The 13,790-nt window shown below is 64.1% G+C and carries 13 protein-coding genes; 7 read left to right on the top strand and 6 right to left on the bottom strand.

All coding sequences use genetic code 11. The features are described 5' to 3' along the window. Positions 1-5 precede the first annotated feature (5 nt). The 6 genes from GRI89_RS12865 to GRI89_RS12840 all read left to right on the top strand — a co-directional run bounded on the left by GRI89_RS12865 (position 6) and on the right by GRI89_RS12840 (position 8,657). Positions 6-209 (top strand): DUF2093 domain-containing protein, encoded by a 204-nt coding sequence (locus GRI89_RS12865; RefSeq protein WP_159796270.1) that lies wholly within the window; start codon positions 6-8, stop codon positions 207-209. 2 nt (positions 210-211) lie between these two features. Next, positions 212-1,081 (top strand): M23 family metallopeptidase, encoded by an 870-nt coding sequence (locus GRI89_RS12860; protein WP_159796267.1) that lies wholly within the window; start codon positions 212-214, stop codon positions 1,079-1,081. A gap of 361 nt (positions 1,082-1,442) precedes the next feature. Continuing rightward, complete coding sequence (locus GRI89_RS12855; RefSeq protein ID WP_328598244.1) at positions 1,443-4,544, top strand: TonB-dependent receptor; 3,102 nt, start codon at positions 1,443-1,445, stop codon at positions 4,542-4,544. 112 nt (positions 4,545-4,656) lie between these two features. Beyond that, the gene (locus tag GRI89_RS12850) at positions 4,657-6,102 is read left to right on the top strand and encodes a tetratricopeptide repeat-containing sulfotransferase family protein (protein ID WP_159796261.1); all 1,446 of its coding nucleotides are present in this window, start codon (positions 4,657-4,659) and stop codon (positions 6,100-6,102) included. Between the two features lie 69 nt (positions 6,103-6,171). Beyond that, positions 6,172-7,641 (top strand): tetratricopeptide repeat-containing sulfotransferase family protein, encoded by a 1,470-nt coding sequence (locus GRI89_RS12845; RefSeq protein ID WP_159796258.1) that lies wholly within the window; start codon positions 6,172-6,174, stop codon positions 7,639-7,641. Continuing rightward, positions 7,641-8,657, top strand: coding sequence for an esterase-like activity of phytase family protein (locus GRI89_RS12840; protein ID WP_159796255.1), 1,017 nt, complete (start codon positions 7,641-7,643; stop codon positions 8,655-8,657). Before GRI89_RS12845 ends, GRI89_RS12840 begins: the two co-directional genes overlap by 1 nt. A 77-nt stretch (positions 8,658-8,734) precedes the next feature. On the opposite strand, the gene rpmB is transcribed toward GRI89_RS12840, so the two are convergent. After that, on the bottom strand, positions 8,735-9,022 hold the full coding sequence (rpmB, locus tag GRI89_RS12835) for a 50S ribosomal protein L28 (RefSeq protein WP_159796252.1): 288 nt from the start codon (positions 9,020-9,022) through the stop codon (positions 8,735-8,737). 125 nt (positions 9,023-9,147) lie between these two features. Here rpmB and GRI89_RS12830 point away from each other — a divergent pair, with 125 nt between their 5' ends. Then, positions 9,148-9,603 (top strand): nucleoside deaminase, encoded by a 456-nt coding sequence (locus GRI89_RS12830; protein ID WP_159796249.1) that lies wholly within the window; start codon positions 9,148-9,150, stop codon positions 9,601-9,603. A 4-nt stretch (positions 9,604-9,607) separates the two neighbouring features. On the opposite strand, the gene GRI89_RS12825 is transcribed toward GRI89_RS12830, so the two are convergent. The 5 genes from GRI89_RS12825 to GRI89_RS12805 form a co-directional block, all read right to left on the bottom strand. After that, positions 9,608-10,309, bottom strand: coding sequence for a ribonuclease T2 family protein (locus GRI89_RS12825; protein ID WP_328598243.1), 702 nt, complete (start codon positions 10,307-10,309; stop codon positions 9,608-9,610). A gap of 3 nt (positions 10,310-10,312) precedes the next feature. Next, on the bottom strand, positions 10,313-10,741 hold the full coding sequence (locus GRI89_RS12820; protein ID WP_159796246.1) for a hypothetical protein: 429 nt from the start codon (positions 10,739-10,741) through the stop codon (positions 10,313-10,315). Between the two features lie 63 nt (positions 10,742-10,804). Beyond that, a complete protein-coding gene (gene nadC / locus GRI89_RS12815) occupies positions 10,805-11,668 on the bottom strand; it encodes a carboxylating nicotinate-nucleotide diphosphorylase (protein ID WP_159796243.1) in 864 nt (287 codons plus the stop codon). A 101-nt stretch (positions 11,669-11,769) separates the two neighbouring features. Further along, complete coding sequence (locus GRI89_RS12810; protein ID WP_159796240.1) at positions 11,770-12,564, bottom strand: LytR/AlgR family response regulator transcription factor; 795 nt, start codon at positions 12,562-12,564, stop codon at positions 11,770-11,772. Continuing rightward, complete coding sequence (locus GRI89_RS12805) at positions 12,561-13,751, bottom strand: sensor histidine kinase (protein ID WP_159796237.1); 1,191 nt, start codon at positions 13,749-13,751, stop codon at positions 12,561-12,563. Before GRI89_RS12805 ends, GRI89_RS12810 begins: the two co-directional genes overlap by 4 nt. Positions 13,752-13,790: the final 39 nt, after the last annotated feature.

Here is a 13,790-nt window from a genome sequence, read left to right as displayed (position 1 = left end):
CGCGTATGCTGATGAATTCACGACAGACCCCTGCCACGCTGATCTACGGGCCGAACGGCTTCCGCGTGGCCAGGCCGGGCCATTTCGTCGTCTGTGCCGTCACCGGCGAGGCTATCCCGCTGGAAGAGCTGCGCTACTGGTCGGTCGACCGGCAGGAAGCCTACGCCAGCGCCGCCATCGCCACGCAGCGGCTGTCCGGCGACGACTGACAATGCCTGCCGGGTTGCTGAAGTTTGCGCTGGCCGCCTCGGCCGTCGCCTGGCTGGCCGGTTTCGGTGGTACGGGCGAAAGCGCTCCGCCGCCTGCAGCGGCTGCACCGGCGACCTTCGTCTATTCAGGCGAGCTGACCCAGGGCGGCTGGCTACGTGGACAAGCCCCGGCGGGCACCGTTGCCGCCCGGCTTGGCGATGAACCTCTGAAGCTCGATCCGAGTGGTCATTTCTTCGCCGCCTTCGACCGCGATGCGGGGCCCACGTCGACGCTGGTCGCGACGTTTGCAGACGGGCGTACCGTCACCAGCCCGCTGACGGTCAGTCCACGCGCCTGGAACATAGAACGCGTCGACATTCCGCGCACGCAGGGCCGCACGACCGAGGAGTTCTGGAAGATCCGCGAGCCCGAGCTGGCGCAAATTGCCGCGGCGCGGGCCGTGGACCACGACATCGGCGGCTGGCGGCAGGATTTCATCTGGCCGGCCAGGGGCCGAATCTCGGGCCGATTCGGCTCGCAGCGCATCTATCGCGGCGGCGAGGCGGGCAGCTACCACTCGGGCCTCGACATCGCGACGGGGGAGAGCGGCACGCCCTACGTCGCCCCTGCCGACGGCGTCGTCGTGCTCGCCGCTCAGTCTCCGTTTTCACTCGAGGGCAACCTCCTGATCATCGATCACGGCGGCGGTCTCAACAGCGCTTTCCTGCATTCCTCGAAACTGGCGGTCAAAGTCGGCGACGTGGTTCGCCAGGGCCAGTACATCGGCAACATCGGAATGACCGGAAGGGCCACAGGGCCGCACCTCCACTGGTCGATGAAATGGCACGACGCACGGCTCGATCCGCTGCTCTTTGTCGCACCCGCGAACTGAGCTTGGGAACGTTTCAAACATAAAGTTTCGGCGCACTCGCCCTGCGGTGCAATTTTGCAACGCCCATGCCGGTTGCAATTGTAACATTGTTGCGAAATACCCGTAATTCGTCGATTTCTGGGCGCAGTTGGTCGGCACAAACCCCTGTGTGGCAATTTGGTTACAGCTGAAAACCAATGTCCGACACGGCTGACAAGGTCTTTGACCCACGGCCCCAAAATCTCTCATTGCACCGCATCATTTTCCGAACGGGATTCGTGTGCCCGAAGCGCACGGATGGGGCCAGGGAGGCCGCATGTTCGGAAATGCTCAAGGCATCGTCGCAGTTCCGGCGGCGGCCTTTGGAAAAAGGGACTGGAACGTGAAATCATTCCTCAAGAAATCGGCTCTGTGCAGCGCTAGCTGTCTGCAGGCCCTCTCCGTCGTCGGTATGGGCGTCGGTGCAATCGCTCTGGCCGCTCCGGCCGCAGCGCAGGACTACACCCGCGGCGTCCTTTCTGGCACCGTCGTGGACGAAGCTGGCGCGCCGCTCGCGGGCGCCGAAGTTACCGTTACCTCCAACTCGCAGGGCTTCAGCCAGAGCGTGACGACGGGTTCAAACGGTTCCTTCATCGTCCCCAACCTGCCGACCGGCACGTACACGGTTTCGGTCACTGCCAACGGCACCCCGGTCGTTGAAGACCGCGGCGCGACCGTCGTCGCCGGCCAGACCAACAGCTACCGCTACATCGCCGCGAGCGGCGATGCGGGTGCTGAGGCCGACGGCAACGACATCGTCGTTCTGGGTACTCGTATCCAGGTCAACGACTTCGCGCAGACCCAGACGGGTCTCACCCTCGACGTCCAGGAACTGGCTTCGACCGTTCCGGTTGGCCGCGACCAGACCTCGCTGATCCTGCTCGCTCCGGGCACGACGGCGGGCGACTCCGGTTTCGGTAACCTCGCCTCCATCGGCGGCGCGACCGTGGCCGAGAACGCCTACTACGTGAACGGCCTGAACATCACCGATTTCCGTAGCTTCCTCGGCGGCTCGATCATTCCGTTCGAGTTCTATCGCACGCTCGACGTCAAGACCGGCGGCTACCAGGCCGAATACGGCCGCGCGCTCGGCGGCGTGACCTCCGCGGTCACCAAGTCGGGTTCGAACGAGTTCAAGGCCGGCGTCGTCGCCACCTGGGCTCCCGACGCGCTTCGTACCGATTCGCCGAACACCTTCACCGATCTGGATTCCGATCCCACCACGACCGGTGACAAGATCCGCGACAAGAACGACGCCGACTACCGCGAATCGTATGACGCTTCGCTCTACGTGTCGGGTCCGATCATCAAGGACCGCCTGTTCTTCTACGCGCTGTACCAGCCGCGCTACTTCAAGAACGGCGACACCAGCAATTCGAACTCGCTGCGTCTTGAAACCAAGAGCAAGTCGCCGTTCTTCGGCGGCAAGGTCGATTTCGTGATTGCCGACGGACATCGCCTGGAAGGCACCTTCTTCCGCGATGACCAGACGCAGCGCACGAACTACTTCAACTACGACGGTACGACCGACACTGTCGGCGCACTGCGTGGTGCGGTGGTAAGCGAGTTCGGTGGCAACAACTTCATCGGCACCTACACCGGCCAGTTCACCGACTGGCTGACGTTGTCGGCATCGTACGGTGAGAACCACGACAAGGCGACTCAGCACACCGATCCGGATTCGCCGTACCTGCTCAGCCGCATCGGCACGACCCGTATCGCGTACGGTACGGTCATCGGCGACACCAACGACATCAACGACCGCAAGTTCTACCGCGCGGACGTCGACGTCTATGCCAACTTCGCCGGCGAACACCACTTCCGTGGCGGCTTCGACTACGAAGACCTGACCGCTGGCGAACTGACCCAGTACACGGGCGCCGGGTTCCGGTACGACCTGCGTACCACGCAGACGCGTCGCCGGTTCTACTACAACCAGGGTGAGTTCAACACCAACATGCGGGCGTTCTACCTGCAGGATTCGTGGTCGCTCATGGACGGCCGCCTGAACCTGCAGCTCGGCATCCGCAACGACCGGTTCAAGAACTACACCCAGTCGGGCGATCTGTACTACGACTCGGGCGACCAGTGGGGTCCGCGTCTGGGCGCCACGTTCGACCTCTTCGGTGACGGTGCCACGAAGGTTAACGCCTTCTGGGGCCGCTACTTCCTCCCGATCGCGACGAACACCAACATTCGTCTCGCCGGCGCGGAACTCTACGTCGAACAGCGGCAGACCTACACGGCCGCTGCTGGTGCTGATGCCGACGGCGACGGTGTGCCCGATTTCTACACCTTCGATTCCGATGGCAACATCACCAACTATGCGCCGAACGTCGGCGGTGCCTGCCCTGCTGCCTTCCAGACCCTCACCGGCCTGAGCCAGCAGTGCGCGATCATCTTCGCGGATGGTACGCAGGGTCCGACCGATACCCTGGTGGCCCAGGGCCTGGCTCCGAGCTACTCGGACGAATGGCTGCTCGGCATTTCGCACCGGACCGGCGACTGGAAGTTCGGCCTGAGCTACATCAACCGCCGTCTCGGCGAGACGCTGGAAGACGTGGCGATCGACGCTGCGGTCAACGCATACTGCGCCGAAAACGGCATCGCAGGCTGCAGTTCGGTGTTCAGCGGCTTCCACCAGTACGTTCTGTCGAACCCGGGTTCGCCCATCACCGTCCGCCTGGATGGCGATTGCTCGGTCGCCGGAATGTGCGATATCGTCACGCTCGACGTGGCCGATCTCGGCTATCCGAAGGCGGAACGTGCCTACGACGCCATCCAGTTCACCGTCGATAAGGCCTTCAACGGCGTCTACGGGTTCAACTTCAGCTACACCTGGACGAACCTCGTGGGTAACTTCGAAGGCGGCGTGAAGTCCGACAACAACCAGACCGACACCGGCCTGACCCAGGACTTCGACCAGCCGGGCTTCCTCGACGGCGCCTACGGTGACCTTGCCAACGGTCGCGCTCACGTGTTCAAGCTCTACGGACACGTGAAGCCGGTCGAATGGCTCGACATCGGCGTCAACGCGCTGGTCGAAAGCCCGCGCAAGTTCAGCTGCATCGGCAACTACTACGACTCGAGCAACTTTGCGGCCTCGTACGGTGCTGCGTCGTACTACTGCCAGCAGTCGAATGTCGGCGGCACTGCGGTCGGCGGCTCGTACCTCGTTCCGCGTGGTTCGGCGTTCGAGTCCGAATGGAACAAGCAGATCGACCTGCGCACTTCGTTCGACCTGGGCAGCTTCACGGGCCTCGACGGAAGCTACTTCGCTCTCGACGTGTTCAACGTGTTCAACTGGAAGTCGAAGCTGGACTTCGACGAATTCGGCGACGTCAGCTTTGGCGGCCCGAATGCGGACTTCATGAAGGTCCGCGGTTACCAGGCTCCGCGTTCGGTTCGCCTGACGCTGGCCGTCCGCTTCGGCGGTCAGCCGTAAGCGTCGACTTGATCGATACGCTTATCTGAGTACGAAGGGGCGGCCTTTTGGCCGCCCCTTTTTTTGGCCCACCGTCTGCGTGCGGGGCCCAAGTTTCCGTCAGGCACAGCGCGTGAACAACGACATTCTCAGGCTCGCCGCATCGGCCTTCAAGTCGGCCTTGCAACGGCAGGACCGGCAGGCAATCCTTGCTGCGGCACGCCAGCTCATTGCGCTGGAAGCACCGCTGGGCGACCAATGGTTAGGCCTGTCACAGCAAGTCTTCAAATGGGGGGAGCTCAACCTGGCGCTCACCGCGCTGAATTGCTGGCATCGGCAGGGTACCCCGGCCAATGTCGTGAATTACGAGAAGGCGATGATCCTCTCCCTGGCGGGCCAGACGGCGAGGGCGCAAAAGCTCGTCGAAGCCTTGCCGGCCGGTTTCCCGACCGAAGTCGCCAACGCCTATTTGCGAGGAGCCCTTGCATTCAACCTCGGACAGTTGCGCGATGCCGAAAAGGAATTTCGCCGGGCACTCAAGGCGCGACCGGATTCGGGGCGCTCGTGGCAGGGACTCGCCCATTTCGGCACCATCTCGGATGCCGACTATTCCGCAATGCGAGCACTTGCGAATGCCCCCAGGTTCGATGATCCGGAAGACCACGCCGCGGTCGAAAACGCCCTTGGACTTGTCGAGCACCGCCGCGGCAACCGGGCGGATGCCTTCTCCCACTTCGAAAAATCGACAAACATCGTCAGGCAGGGACGGGCCTATTCGGCCGAGGAAAACGAGCAGTCGGCGCAGATCGCCGGACGCTGGACTGCCGAGGAGATCTCCTGCCTAGCTGAATGTCCTGCCGCCGAAGCACGCAAGCCGATATTCGTCACCGGGCTCCCTCGCAGCGGCACCACACTGGTTGAGCAAATCCTTGCAGCGCACTCAGCGGTCGATGGGGGCGGCGAACTCGGCCTAGCGATGCAGCTCGAAGCAATCAGCGACGGCTTCGCGCCGGCAGACCTCAAGCGTTACGTCGAGGCAGGTGGAAAGCTGCGGGACTTGCGCGAGAGCTATCTGCGCCTCGTCGCAGAACGGATACCGGGCGAGGGCGCATTCATTGACAAGACGCTCAACCAGAGCCGCAGTCTCGGGCCATATGCCCTTATCTTCCCCGATGCGCCTGTACTCTGGTTGCGACGAGACCCGCTCGACAACGCCTGGTCGATTTTTCGCACCTGGATGTCGCGCAGTGCGATCGCGGGGTGGTCACTGGCCGACATAGCCCATCATATGAAGCTCGAAGACCGGTTGTTCGCGCACTGGAAATCGGTGCTCGGAAGCCGGATGCTGATAGTCCCCTATGCCGAACTCGTTACGCACCCGGAAGAATGGATCGCGCGGATGACCGCTCACTGCGGCCTCGAGGTCGAAGCGCAGCAACACAGATTCCACGAGACATCGCAGAGGGTTACTACGGCGAGCTCTCTGCAGGTGCGTGAACCGATCAATCGGCGCGGTATCGGCAGCGCCGAACCCTATCGTGAATTCATGCGCCCTTTCATCGAAGCCTACGAGGCATGACATCCTGCGGGATGAACCGACCGATGCCTCCCCTTTCCTAATGACCGCCTCTCGGGCATTGCAGGGCTCATGACGACCGAGCAGACCGCCGCAGCGAAGGCCGACTTTATCGCCGCCCTGCAACGCCACGATCGCGCCGCGGTCAACGAGGCGGCAATGCGACTGATCTCGATCCGGCCTCCCCTGGGCAAGACCTGGAAGTCGATTGCAACGGCGCTGGAACGAAACGGCGAGCATGATGCCGCGCTGGAGGCGTTGCAGGTCTGGCGCAGCCAGGCAGGTAACCTTCCGGAGATCGTGCTGGAGATGGCCGGTCTCCAGGCGCGCGCCGGTCGCCATGATGCGGCCAAGCGTACTATCAACGATATTTCCCAGGACAGCTGGAACCCGGCAGGGCGCGCCTATCTCGATGGGACTGTCGCGACCAACTCGGGGGAGCGCGACAAGGCCAGGGAAAGCCTCCGCAAGGCGGCCATGCTCGATCCCCAATCGGGCCAGACGTGGATCGCCTTGGCGATGATCGGCAAGATCGAACCGGCGGATGGCGACCTGATCATCGCTGCCGAGCGCCACTTCGCTACGCGCGAGGATATCGAGGGCGTGGCCTACTACTATGCTTTGGGCCGGGTCCATCATCAGCGCGAGGCCTACGCGGAAGCGTTCAAGGCGTTCGACGAAGGCGCTCGCATCATGCGCGGACTTGAGGCCTACGATCCGGACGTTCGCCGCGAACAAAGCCGCGCTTCGATGGCAGGCTGGACGCGTGCGGCGGTCGAGAAGCACTCGCTCGATATGCGCGGAACGCAGGGCAGGCCGCTGTTCGTAACCGGGCTTCCCCGCTCCGGCACCACCCTGACAGAGCAAATTCTGGTCAGCCATTCGGCGACTGGCGACGGGGCCGAGCTCGGCCTGTTCCGGATGGTCCAGCAGGACGTCGGCGGCAGTTCGCTCCACGACCTGGAAGCTTACATCGAGCGAGGCGGGTCGGTGGCCAAGCTAAGGGAGACGTACAACAATCTGCTCGCCCAGCGCATGCCGGGTGACCTGCCGGTGATCGACAAGAGCCTCCTGGCGAGCGGCTACATGGGGCTTCTCACGGTCATGTTCCCCGAACGGCCGGTGTTCTGGCTGCGCCGCGATCCGCAGGATAACGCCTGGTCGGATTTCAGCACCTTCTTCCTCAAGGGTAGCGAATGGAGCTGGTCGCTCGAATGGATCGGCGACTTCTTCAACCAGGAGGACGAACTTCACGCCTTCTGGAGCGATCTCCTGCCGGATCGCATCCTGACGGTGCCCTATGCCGAACTCGTCAATGACCCGGAGCAGTGGATTCGCCGGATCGACGAACACGCCGGACTGCCGTTCGAGGAGCCGCAGCTCTCCCCGCACCTGTCCGAACGCGTCGTTTCGACCGCCAGCGCCTCGCAGGTGCGTGACCCGATAAACAAGGCGGGACTGAATTCATCAGCCCCCTACTCGCGTTGGATGGAGCCGTTCAGGCAGGCCTATCGCGGCAAGCTGGAACCGAGCGCAGCTTGATGTTCGCGGCCAGGCCCGGGCGCCTGGCGCTCGTCTTCCTCCTTGCGCTGGCAGCCACGGCCCAGATGTGGCCGCAGAACCACCCGCGGCGGGCAAAGGTCCCCGCGGGCCAGCTGCGAATCGAGCTGCTCGCCGGTCCCGAAACCGACGCCGGCAGCAACGGTGTGCGCCGGCTCGGTGTCTGGCAGATGACCAGCGAGGACGGGCGCTTCGGCGGCTATTCGGCCCTGGTCCCCATGCCGGACGGTCGATTGCGGGCCTATACCGATCGAGGCAGCTGGCTGGAGTTTCTGCCGCCTGGGGACCCCAACGCAAAGCCCGCCCAACTGTTCGGATCAATCGCAATGCCCTTCGACAAGAGGGCCAACGATGTCGAGGGGGCGACCTACGACCCGGCCACTGGCTCGACATGGCTGTCGCTCGAAGGGATAAACGGCATCTGGCGGCTCGGAGCATCTTCGAAGGCGATCGCGGAGACCTATCCTGCGGGCATGGAGGACTTCCCCGGTAACGGCGGGGCGGAATCGATCGTGCGCTTGCCCGGCGGACGCTTCCTTGTCCTCAGGGAAACGGGCGACCCACTTAGCCCGATGCGCCGAACGGCACTGCTTTTCGCCGGCGATCCCATCGAGGACAACCATGCGGTCCAATTCATCTTCGAGTCGCCTCCCGGGCTCGACCCGGTCGATGCGGCCGTCCTTCCCGACGGATGTGTGCCGGTTCTTCTGCGCGGCCTCACCTTTGCGGGCTATCCACCGTTCGCCAGCCGGCTGGTTGTGGCCGATCCTGCCGACATCCGCGCCGGTAAGCCGTGGCCCTGGCAGCCGGTGGCGCGCATCTCTGACTTTGATCTGCGCGAAAACTACGAAGGGCTGGCGGTCATGCCTGGAGGTGAGAGCGTGCGGTTATGGCTCGTTACCGATGCCAACGAAGCCGTGGTCGTTCAGCGCACCCTGCTCGTCGAACTGGAATGGAAACCGAAAGGCGGGCAGGCAGGCGTTGAGCCTGGCCGATAGCTGACGCCAACGCAAAAAGGCCGCCCGACCCAGTGGGACGGGAGGCCTTTTTTGAATGCCTGGCCGGAGCCGGCGAATCAGGCGGCGGCAAGCGCCTTCTTGAGCTCGCGCTTGACCTTCAGGGCGTTGGCGCTGAGCTTCTCGTCGCTGGTTTTGAGCAGCCAGTTGTCGAGCCCGCCGTTGTGTTCGACCGAGCGCAGGCCCTGCGTCGAAACGCGGAACTTGTAGCTCTTGTCGAGCTTCTCGCTCATCAGCGTAACGTTCTGAAGATTCGGCAGGAAAACCCGCTTGGTCTTGTTGTTGGCGTGGCTCACGTTGTGGCCAACCTGGCGGCCCTTGCCGGTCAATTCGCAGATGCGCGACATGATTCGTCTCTACTCGTAAATCGGATGGTGTCCGGGAAAGCGGCGCGCATAGCGGGCACCTCCCGAATCGTCAAGCATTCGCATGCCATTGCAGCGCGTCAGGCGGCGGTCTAGCGGAAGGGTCGATGACCCGCTGGCCTCTCCCCCCGCCGATGCAGCGCGCGCTGATCCTTGCCGAAGCCGCCGCCGCGGCGGGAGAGGTGCCGGTCGGCGCGGTCGTGGTGCGCGGCGGGGAGATCGTCGCCGAAGCGCACAATGCCCCACGCGAGTTGTCCGATCCGACCGCCCACGCCGAGCTACTGGCAATCCGTCGTGCGGCGCAGGCGCTGGGGGCCGAGCGGCTCGAAGGCTGCGAACTGTGGGTCACGCTCGAACCCTGCGCGATGTGCGCCGGGGCCATCGCCCATGCCCGGATCGGCAAACTCTACTACGCAGCGCCGGACCCCAAGGGCGGGGCGGTCGAGCATGGCGCACGGGTGTTCGAACAGCCGCAATGCCTGCATCGCCCGGAAGTCTATTCCGGAATGGGCGAGGCGGCGTCGGCGGAATTGTTGCGCGGCTTCTTTGCCGCCCGCCGCTAGGCCCTCACAGTCCGCGCCAGATCGAGACCTTCGCTGCATCGCCGGGCCCCAATTGCCATTTCGGGCAAGCCACGGCCTTGAATTGCAGGTTGAAACAGAGGCGCACGCCTTCGAGCCAGCCGCGCGGGTTGAGCTCGAGGCCAATCTGCGACGCCGACCAGCGCGGGTTGGCCTGGGCGATCGCCTGTCTCACCGCACCCGCGTCAAGATTCCTACGGCGTGACAGGCGGTCGAAATCCGGCCAGCGCACATTGTCCCACAGCACGCGCTGGATTGTGAAATAGGCCGCTGGGCTCTGCGCCATGCAGCTGCCGTGGCGGGCCCATTCGTGGCCCAGCAATTTAACCGAAGGTGTGGCGCACAGGTTCTGGCGAAGGTCCGCTTCTCCCGGCTGCCGCTCCGTCCGGCACCATTGCGGCGAACGGTCCGCGCCTTCGGGCCACAGGCCGTGCAGGATCATTCCGAAGCGTCCCTGCTTTCCCGAACACTGCCGGGCGTCGGCCTGCGAAGGCGTTCGCGTGCGGCAGTATTCAGGCGACCAGCTCGCCGCCAGAGTGTAGCCGGTGACCCGCGTGCGCACTTCTTCACCGCTCTCGGGAGCGGGGAGCGCGATCGCGCCTTTCGGCACCTGGCACTGGTAGGCTTGCGCCACGGCGGGGGCTGGCGCGAGAACCGCCGCCACCGCCAGCAGGCGCGCGGGAGTCACGCTTCAGTCAAAGGTTTTCGGGTCTACCGGCGAGGATCCGGCAAACCATTCCTTGGCGTCAGGTCGGAACAGATACCAGATCGCTGTGGCCTGGGCGGCCACCGAGACTAGGCCGATTATTTCGAGCATCGTCAGCCCATCGGCCAGGGTGCCCGGCAAGCCGATCAGCCCGAGCACGAAGAACAGCACGATGATCCATTTGGCGATCGACAGGCGCTTGGACGATGTCAGCCACCACAGCAGAAGGCTTATGGCGAGGCCGATGACGACCGCGCCGATCGCCCAGACCTGCCCGAGAGCCATGCCGCTCGCCTCGCCCTCCGCGGCAACCTCCGCGACGAGCGCGTCATATCCGACGATTATGCTGACCACCGAGATGGCCAGCGAGCCGAGATAGAACATGTCGAACTTGCGAATGGATTCGGGTTTCATTTCAGGTACCTCCCCTAGATCGCGACCTTGTGCCGCAAGCGCGGCGAGCAGGCAATCGGATCGTCAAAGGGGGGTGAAATCGAGCCCGATATCGGCGGCCGGGGCGCTTTGCGTGAGGCGCCCGACCGAGACGTAGTCGACGCCCGTCGCGGCAATCGCCCCGATCGTGGCGAGATTGACCCCACCCGAGGCTTCGGTCGGCACGCGCCCGGCCACCAATGCGACCGCCTCGCGCAGGGTTTCGGGCGGCATGTTGTCGAGCAGCAGGTGGCTCGCACCCGCGGCCAATGCCGGCTCGATCTGTTCGATACGGTCGACTTCGCAGATGACCTGTTCGACCCCCGCCCTCCGGGCCGCGCCGACGGCTTGTTCGACAGATCCGGCAACGAGGATGTGGTTGTCCTTGATCATTGCCGCATCCCACAGTCCCATACGGTGGTTCTGCGCCCCGCCCATCCGCGTGGCGTACTTTTCGAGGTGCCGCAGGCCGGGGATGGTCTTGCGGGTATCGAGCAGGACCGCTCCGGCGTCACCCATCGCGCGGACGTATTCGCGCGTCATCGTGGCGATGCCCGAAAGGTGCTGAACGGTGTTGAGCGCGCTGCGTTCGGCGGTGAGCATGGCGCGGGCGTTGCCGGTCAGGCGCATCAGGTCCGCGCCCGGCTCCACCTCGGCACCTTCCTCGACCAGTATCTCGATCTGCATCGCCGGATCGAGCGCGTGGAAGAAGGCGGCGGCAATCGGCAGGCCAGCGACGACGATGGCGTCACGGCTGTCCATGACGCCGGAAAAGCGCGCATCGGCCGGAATGACGCTTTCCGCCGTGACGTCGTGACCCCCGCCCGGCCATCCGACGCCAAGATCCTCGTCGAGCATGGCGCGGACGAAAGCGTCGAGGTCGAGACCGGGGAGGGCGAAGGCAGTCATCGGTTACTCCCTACCCTCTCGCGTCGAGCCAAGTCGAGACGCGTCGTGCGGCGCATCTCGACTACGGCCTGAGGCCTCCGCTCGAAACGAACGAGGTTGGGCTAGTGGACGAATCTGGCGACGACGTCGCGATAGCTGCGCGAGACCTTCACCTCCGCACCACTGTCGAGCACGAGGAAGCACTCGCCGTTGGTGTGCGGTTTGACCTGGCGGACCTGGTCGAGGTTGACGATTGTCGAGCGGTGGACGCGCTGGAACACCCGCGGGTCGAGCCGGCGTTCGAGGTCCTTCATCGTTTCGCGCAGGATCAGCGAATTGTCGCCGGTGTAGATGCACATGTAGTCGCCAGCGGCCTCGATGTGCTCGATCGTGTCGACGTCGACGCGAAAGATCTGCCCCCGGTCCTTGACGTTGATGAGCTTTTCGTAGCGCCCGCTGTTTTCGTCCTCGGCAGGCAGGTTTTCCATCGCTTCGGGCGCGACTTCGGCCAGCACGTCCTGCAACTTGCGCGCCTCGTCGGCCGAGCGCTTTTCCGCAAGCCGTGTGCGCACGCGTTCGAGCGTGTCGGCCAGTTTGTCCTCGTCGACGGGCTTCATCAGGTAGTTGACTGCGTTGGCTTCGAAGGCGCGGATCGCGTGTTCCTCGAAGGCGGTAACGAAGACGAAGAGCGGCGGGTCGATCTCCATCACGCCCTTGACCACCGAAAAGCCGTCGAATCCGGGCATCTGGACGTCGAGGAATACCAGGTCGGGCTTCTCGGTCTTGATCTTGCGGATTGCCTCGCGGCCATTGGCGCAGGTTTCTATGATGTCGACGTCGTTGAATTTCTCGAGGCGGAGCTGGAGGCCCTGGATGGCCAGCTTTTCGTCGTCGACGATGATTGTTCGAATTGTCATGCTTCAAATCCCAAAGCCCGCTGGGCGGACGGGTTACTAACTGTCGAGGCAGGCATCGGTTTCTCGCCTTCTGCCGGACCGGCGAGACGCTGGTAGGGAATCTCGATGATTACCGTGAAACCGCCGTCCGCCGGGGTGCGTATCTCGAACAGGTGGTCCTCGCCGTAGGCTTGCGCAAGGCGGTCGCGGATATTGGCGAGGCCGACGCCGGTCGAGACCGGGCGGCCCGCGCCGGCGAATCCGGAGGGGAAGGCCGATCGCGAGCGCCCGCCCTGCATGCCCGGCCCGGTGTCGGAAACGGTCAGGCGTAGCCGCTGCCCGACCAGCTGGGCGGAGAGGCTGATGCGCGCGCCTTCCTCCTGCGGGCTGACCGCGTACTTGATGGCGTTTTCGACCAACGGCTGGAGCAGGAAGCTCGGGATTGTGCCCTCGGCCGCCGCCGGATCGATGCTGAACACGGTACGCAGCCGGTCCTCGAACCGCATGCGCTCGATATCGAGGTAGAGCTTCAGCGTCTCGACCTCCTGCGCCACCGTCACCTTGGCACCCGGCTCGCTGATCAGCGTATGGCGCAGGAAGCCGGAAAGGCGGGTGAGCATCGCGTTGGCCGGTTCGGTCTGTTTGAGCAGCACCAGCGTGCTGATCGAATTGAGCGTGTTGAACAGGAAGTGCGGGTTGAGCTGGTAGCGCAGCATGGCCAGCTGCGCGCTCGTCGCCTGCGCCTCGAGGCGTTCGAGCCGGTCGGCCTGTTCCTCGACCTGGAGGAAGAAGTTGATCGCGTAATAGAGCGCCGACCAGGCGCCCAGAAGCGATCCGTCGAGGAAGATCAGCGCCACGAAGCGCTGGGCGAAGCTCGTTTCGCGGATGTTGGCGTAATAAATCCCCTGCAGCCAGGAATCGATCGAAGCGTACATCGTCACGGCGACGGTCAGGACCAGCGCGGTCAGACCCCAGGTGACCAGCGCGCTGCGGTTTATCAGGTGGCGATAGATGACCGACAGCACGAGGCTGATCGAAAAGCCGGTCATCATCTCCACGAAAACGATCACCAGCAACCCGGCCGGTTGCTGGTTGGCGAAGATGATCATCGTGCGCAGCATCATGGCGCCGATCCAGCCTATCAGCTGGAGGTTCCAGAAGGCGCGGTTCTTGTCGGCGAAGAACGGGGTCGGCTTCACCGGCAGCATTGGTTTCGTGTGAGCCTGTTCGGCGGTGGCGGAAGCCGC

The sequence above is a fragment of the Croceibacterium salegens genome (genome assembly GCF_009827435.1).
In the GTDB taxonomy this organism is placed as follows: Bacteria; Pseudomonadota; Alphaproteobacteria; order Sphingomonadales; family Sphingomonadaceae; genus Croceibacterium_B; species Croceibacterium_B salegens.
This window is presented reverse-complemented; position numbering and strand designations above follow the sequence as displayed.

Bases quoted from the DNA above. Each gene is read 5' to 3' on its own strand.
- GRI89_RS12820 (WP_159796246.1), bottom strand. From the start codon at position 10,741: ATGAAACCCGAATCCATTCGCAAGTTCGACATGTTCTATCTCGGCTCG.
- nadC (WP_159796243.1), bottom strand. From the start codon at position 11,668: ATGACTGCCTTCGCCCTCCCCGGTCTCGACCTCGACGCTTTCGTCCGC.
- GRI89_RS12865 (WP_159796270.1), top strand. From the start codon at position 6: ATGCTGATGAATTCACGACAGACCCCTGCCACGCTGATCTACGGGCCG.
- GRI89_RS12845 (WP_159796258.1), top strand. From the start codon at position 6,172: ATGACGACCGAGCAGACCGCCGCAGCGAAGGCCGACTTTATCGCCGCC.
- GRI89_RS12810 (WP_159796240.1), bottom strand. From the start codon at position 12,564: ATGACAATTCGAACAATCATCGTCGACGACGAAAAGCTGGCCATCCAG.
- GRI89_RS12860 (WP_159796267.1), top strand. From the start codon at position 212: ATGCCTGCCGGGTTGCTGAAGTTTGCGCTGGCCGCCTCGGCCGTCGCC.
- rpmB (WP_159796252.1), bottom strand. From the start codon at position 9,022: ATGTCGCGCATCTGCGAATTGACCGGCAAGGGCCGCCAGGTTGGCCAC.
- GRI89_RS12840 (WP_159796255.1), top strand. From the start codon at position 7,641: ATGTTCGCGGCCAGGCCCGGGCGCCTGGCGCTCGTCTTCCTCCTTGCG.
- GRI89_RS12805 (WP_159796237.1), bottom strand. From the start codon at position 13,751: ATGCTGCCGGTGAAGCCGACCCCGTTCTTCGCCGACAAGAACCGCGCC.
- GRI89_RS12830 (WP_159796249.1), top strand. From the start codon at position 9,148: ATGACCCGCTGGCCTCTCCCCCCGCCGATGCAGCGCGCGCTGATCCTT.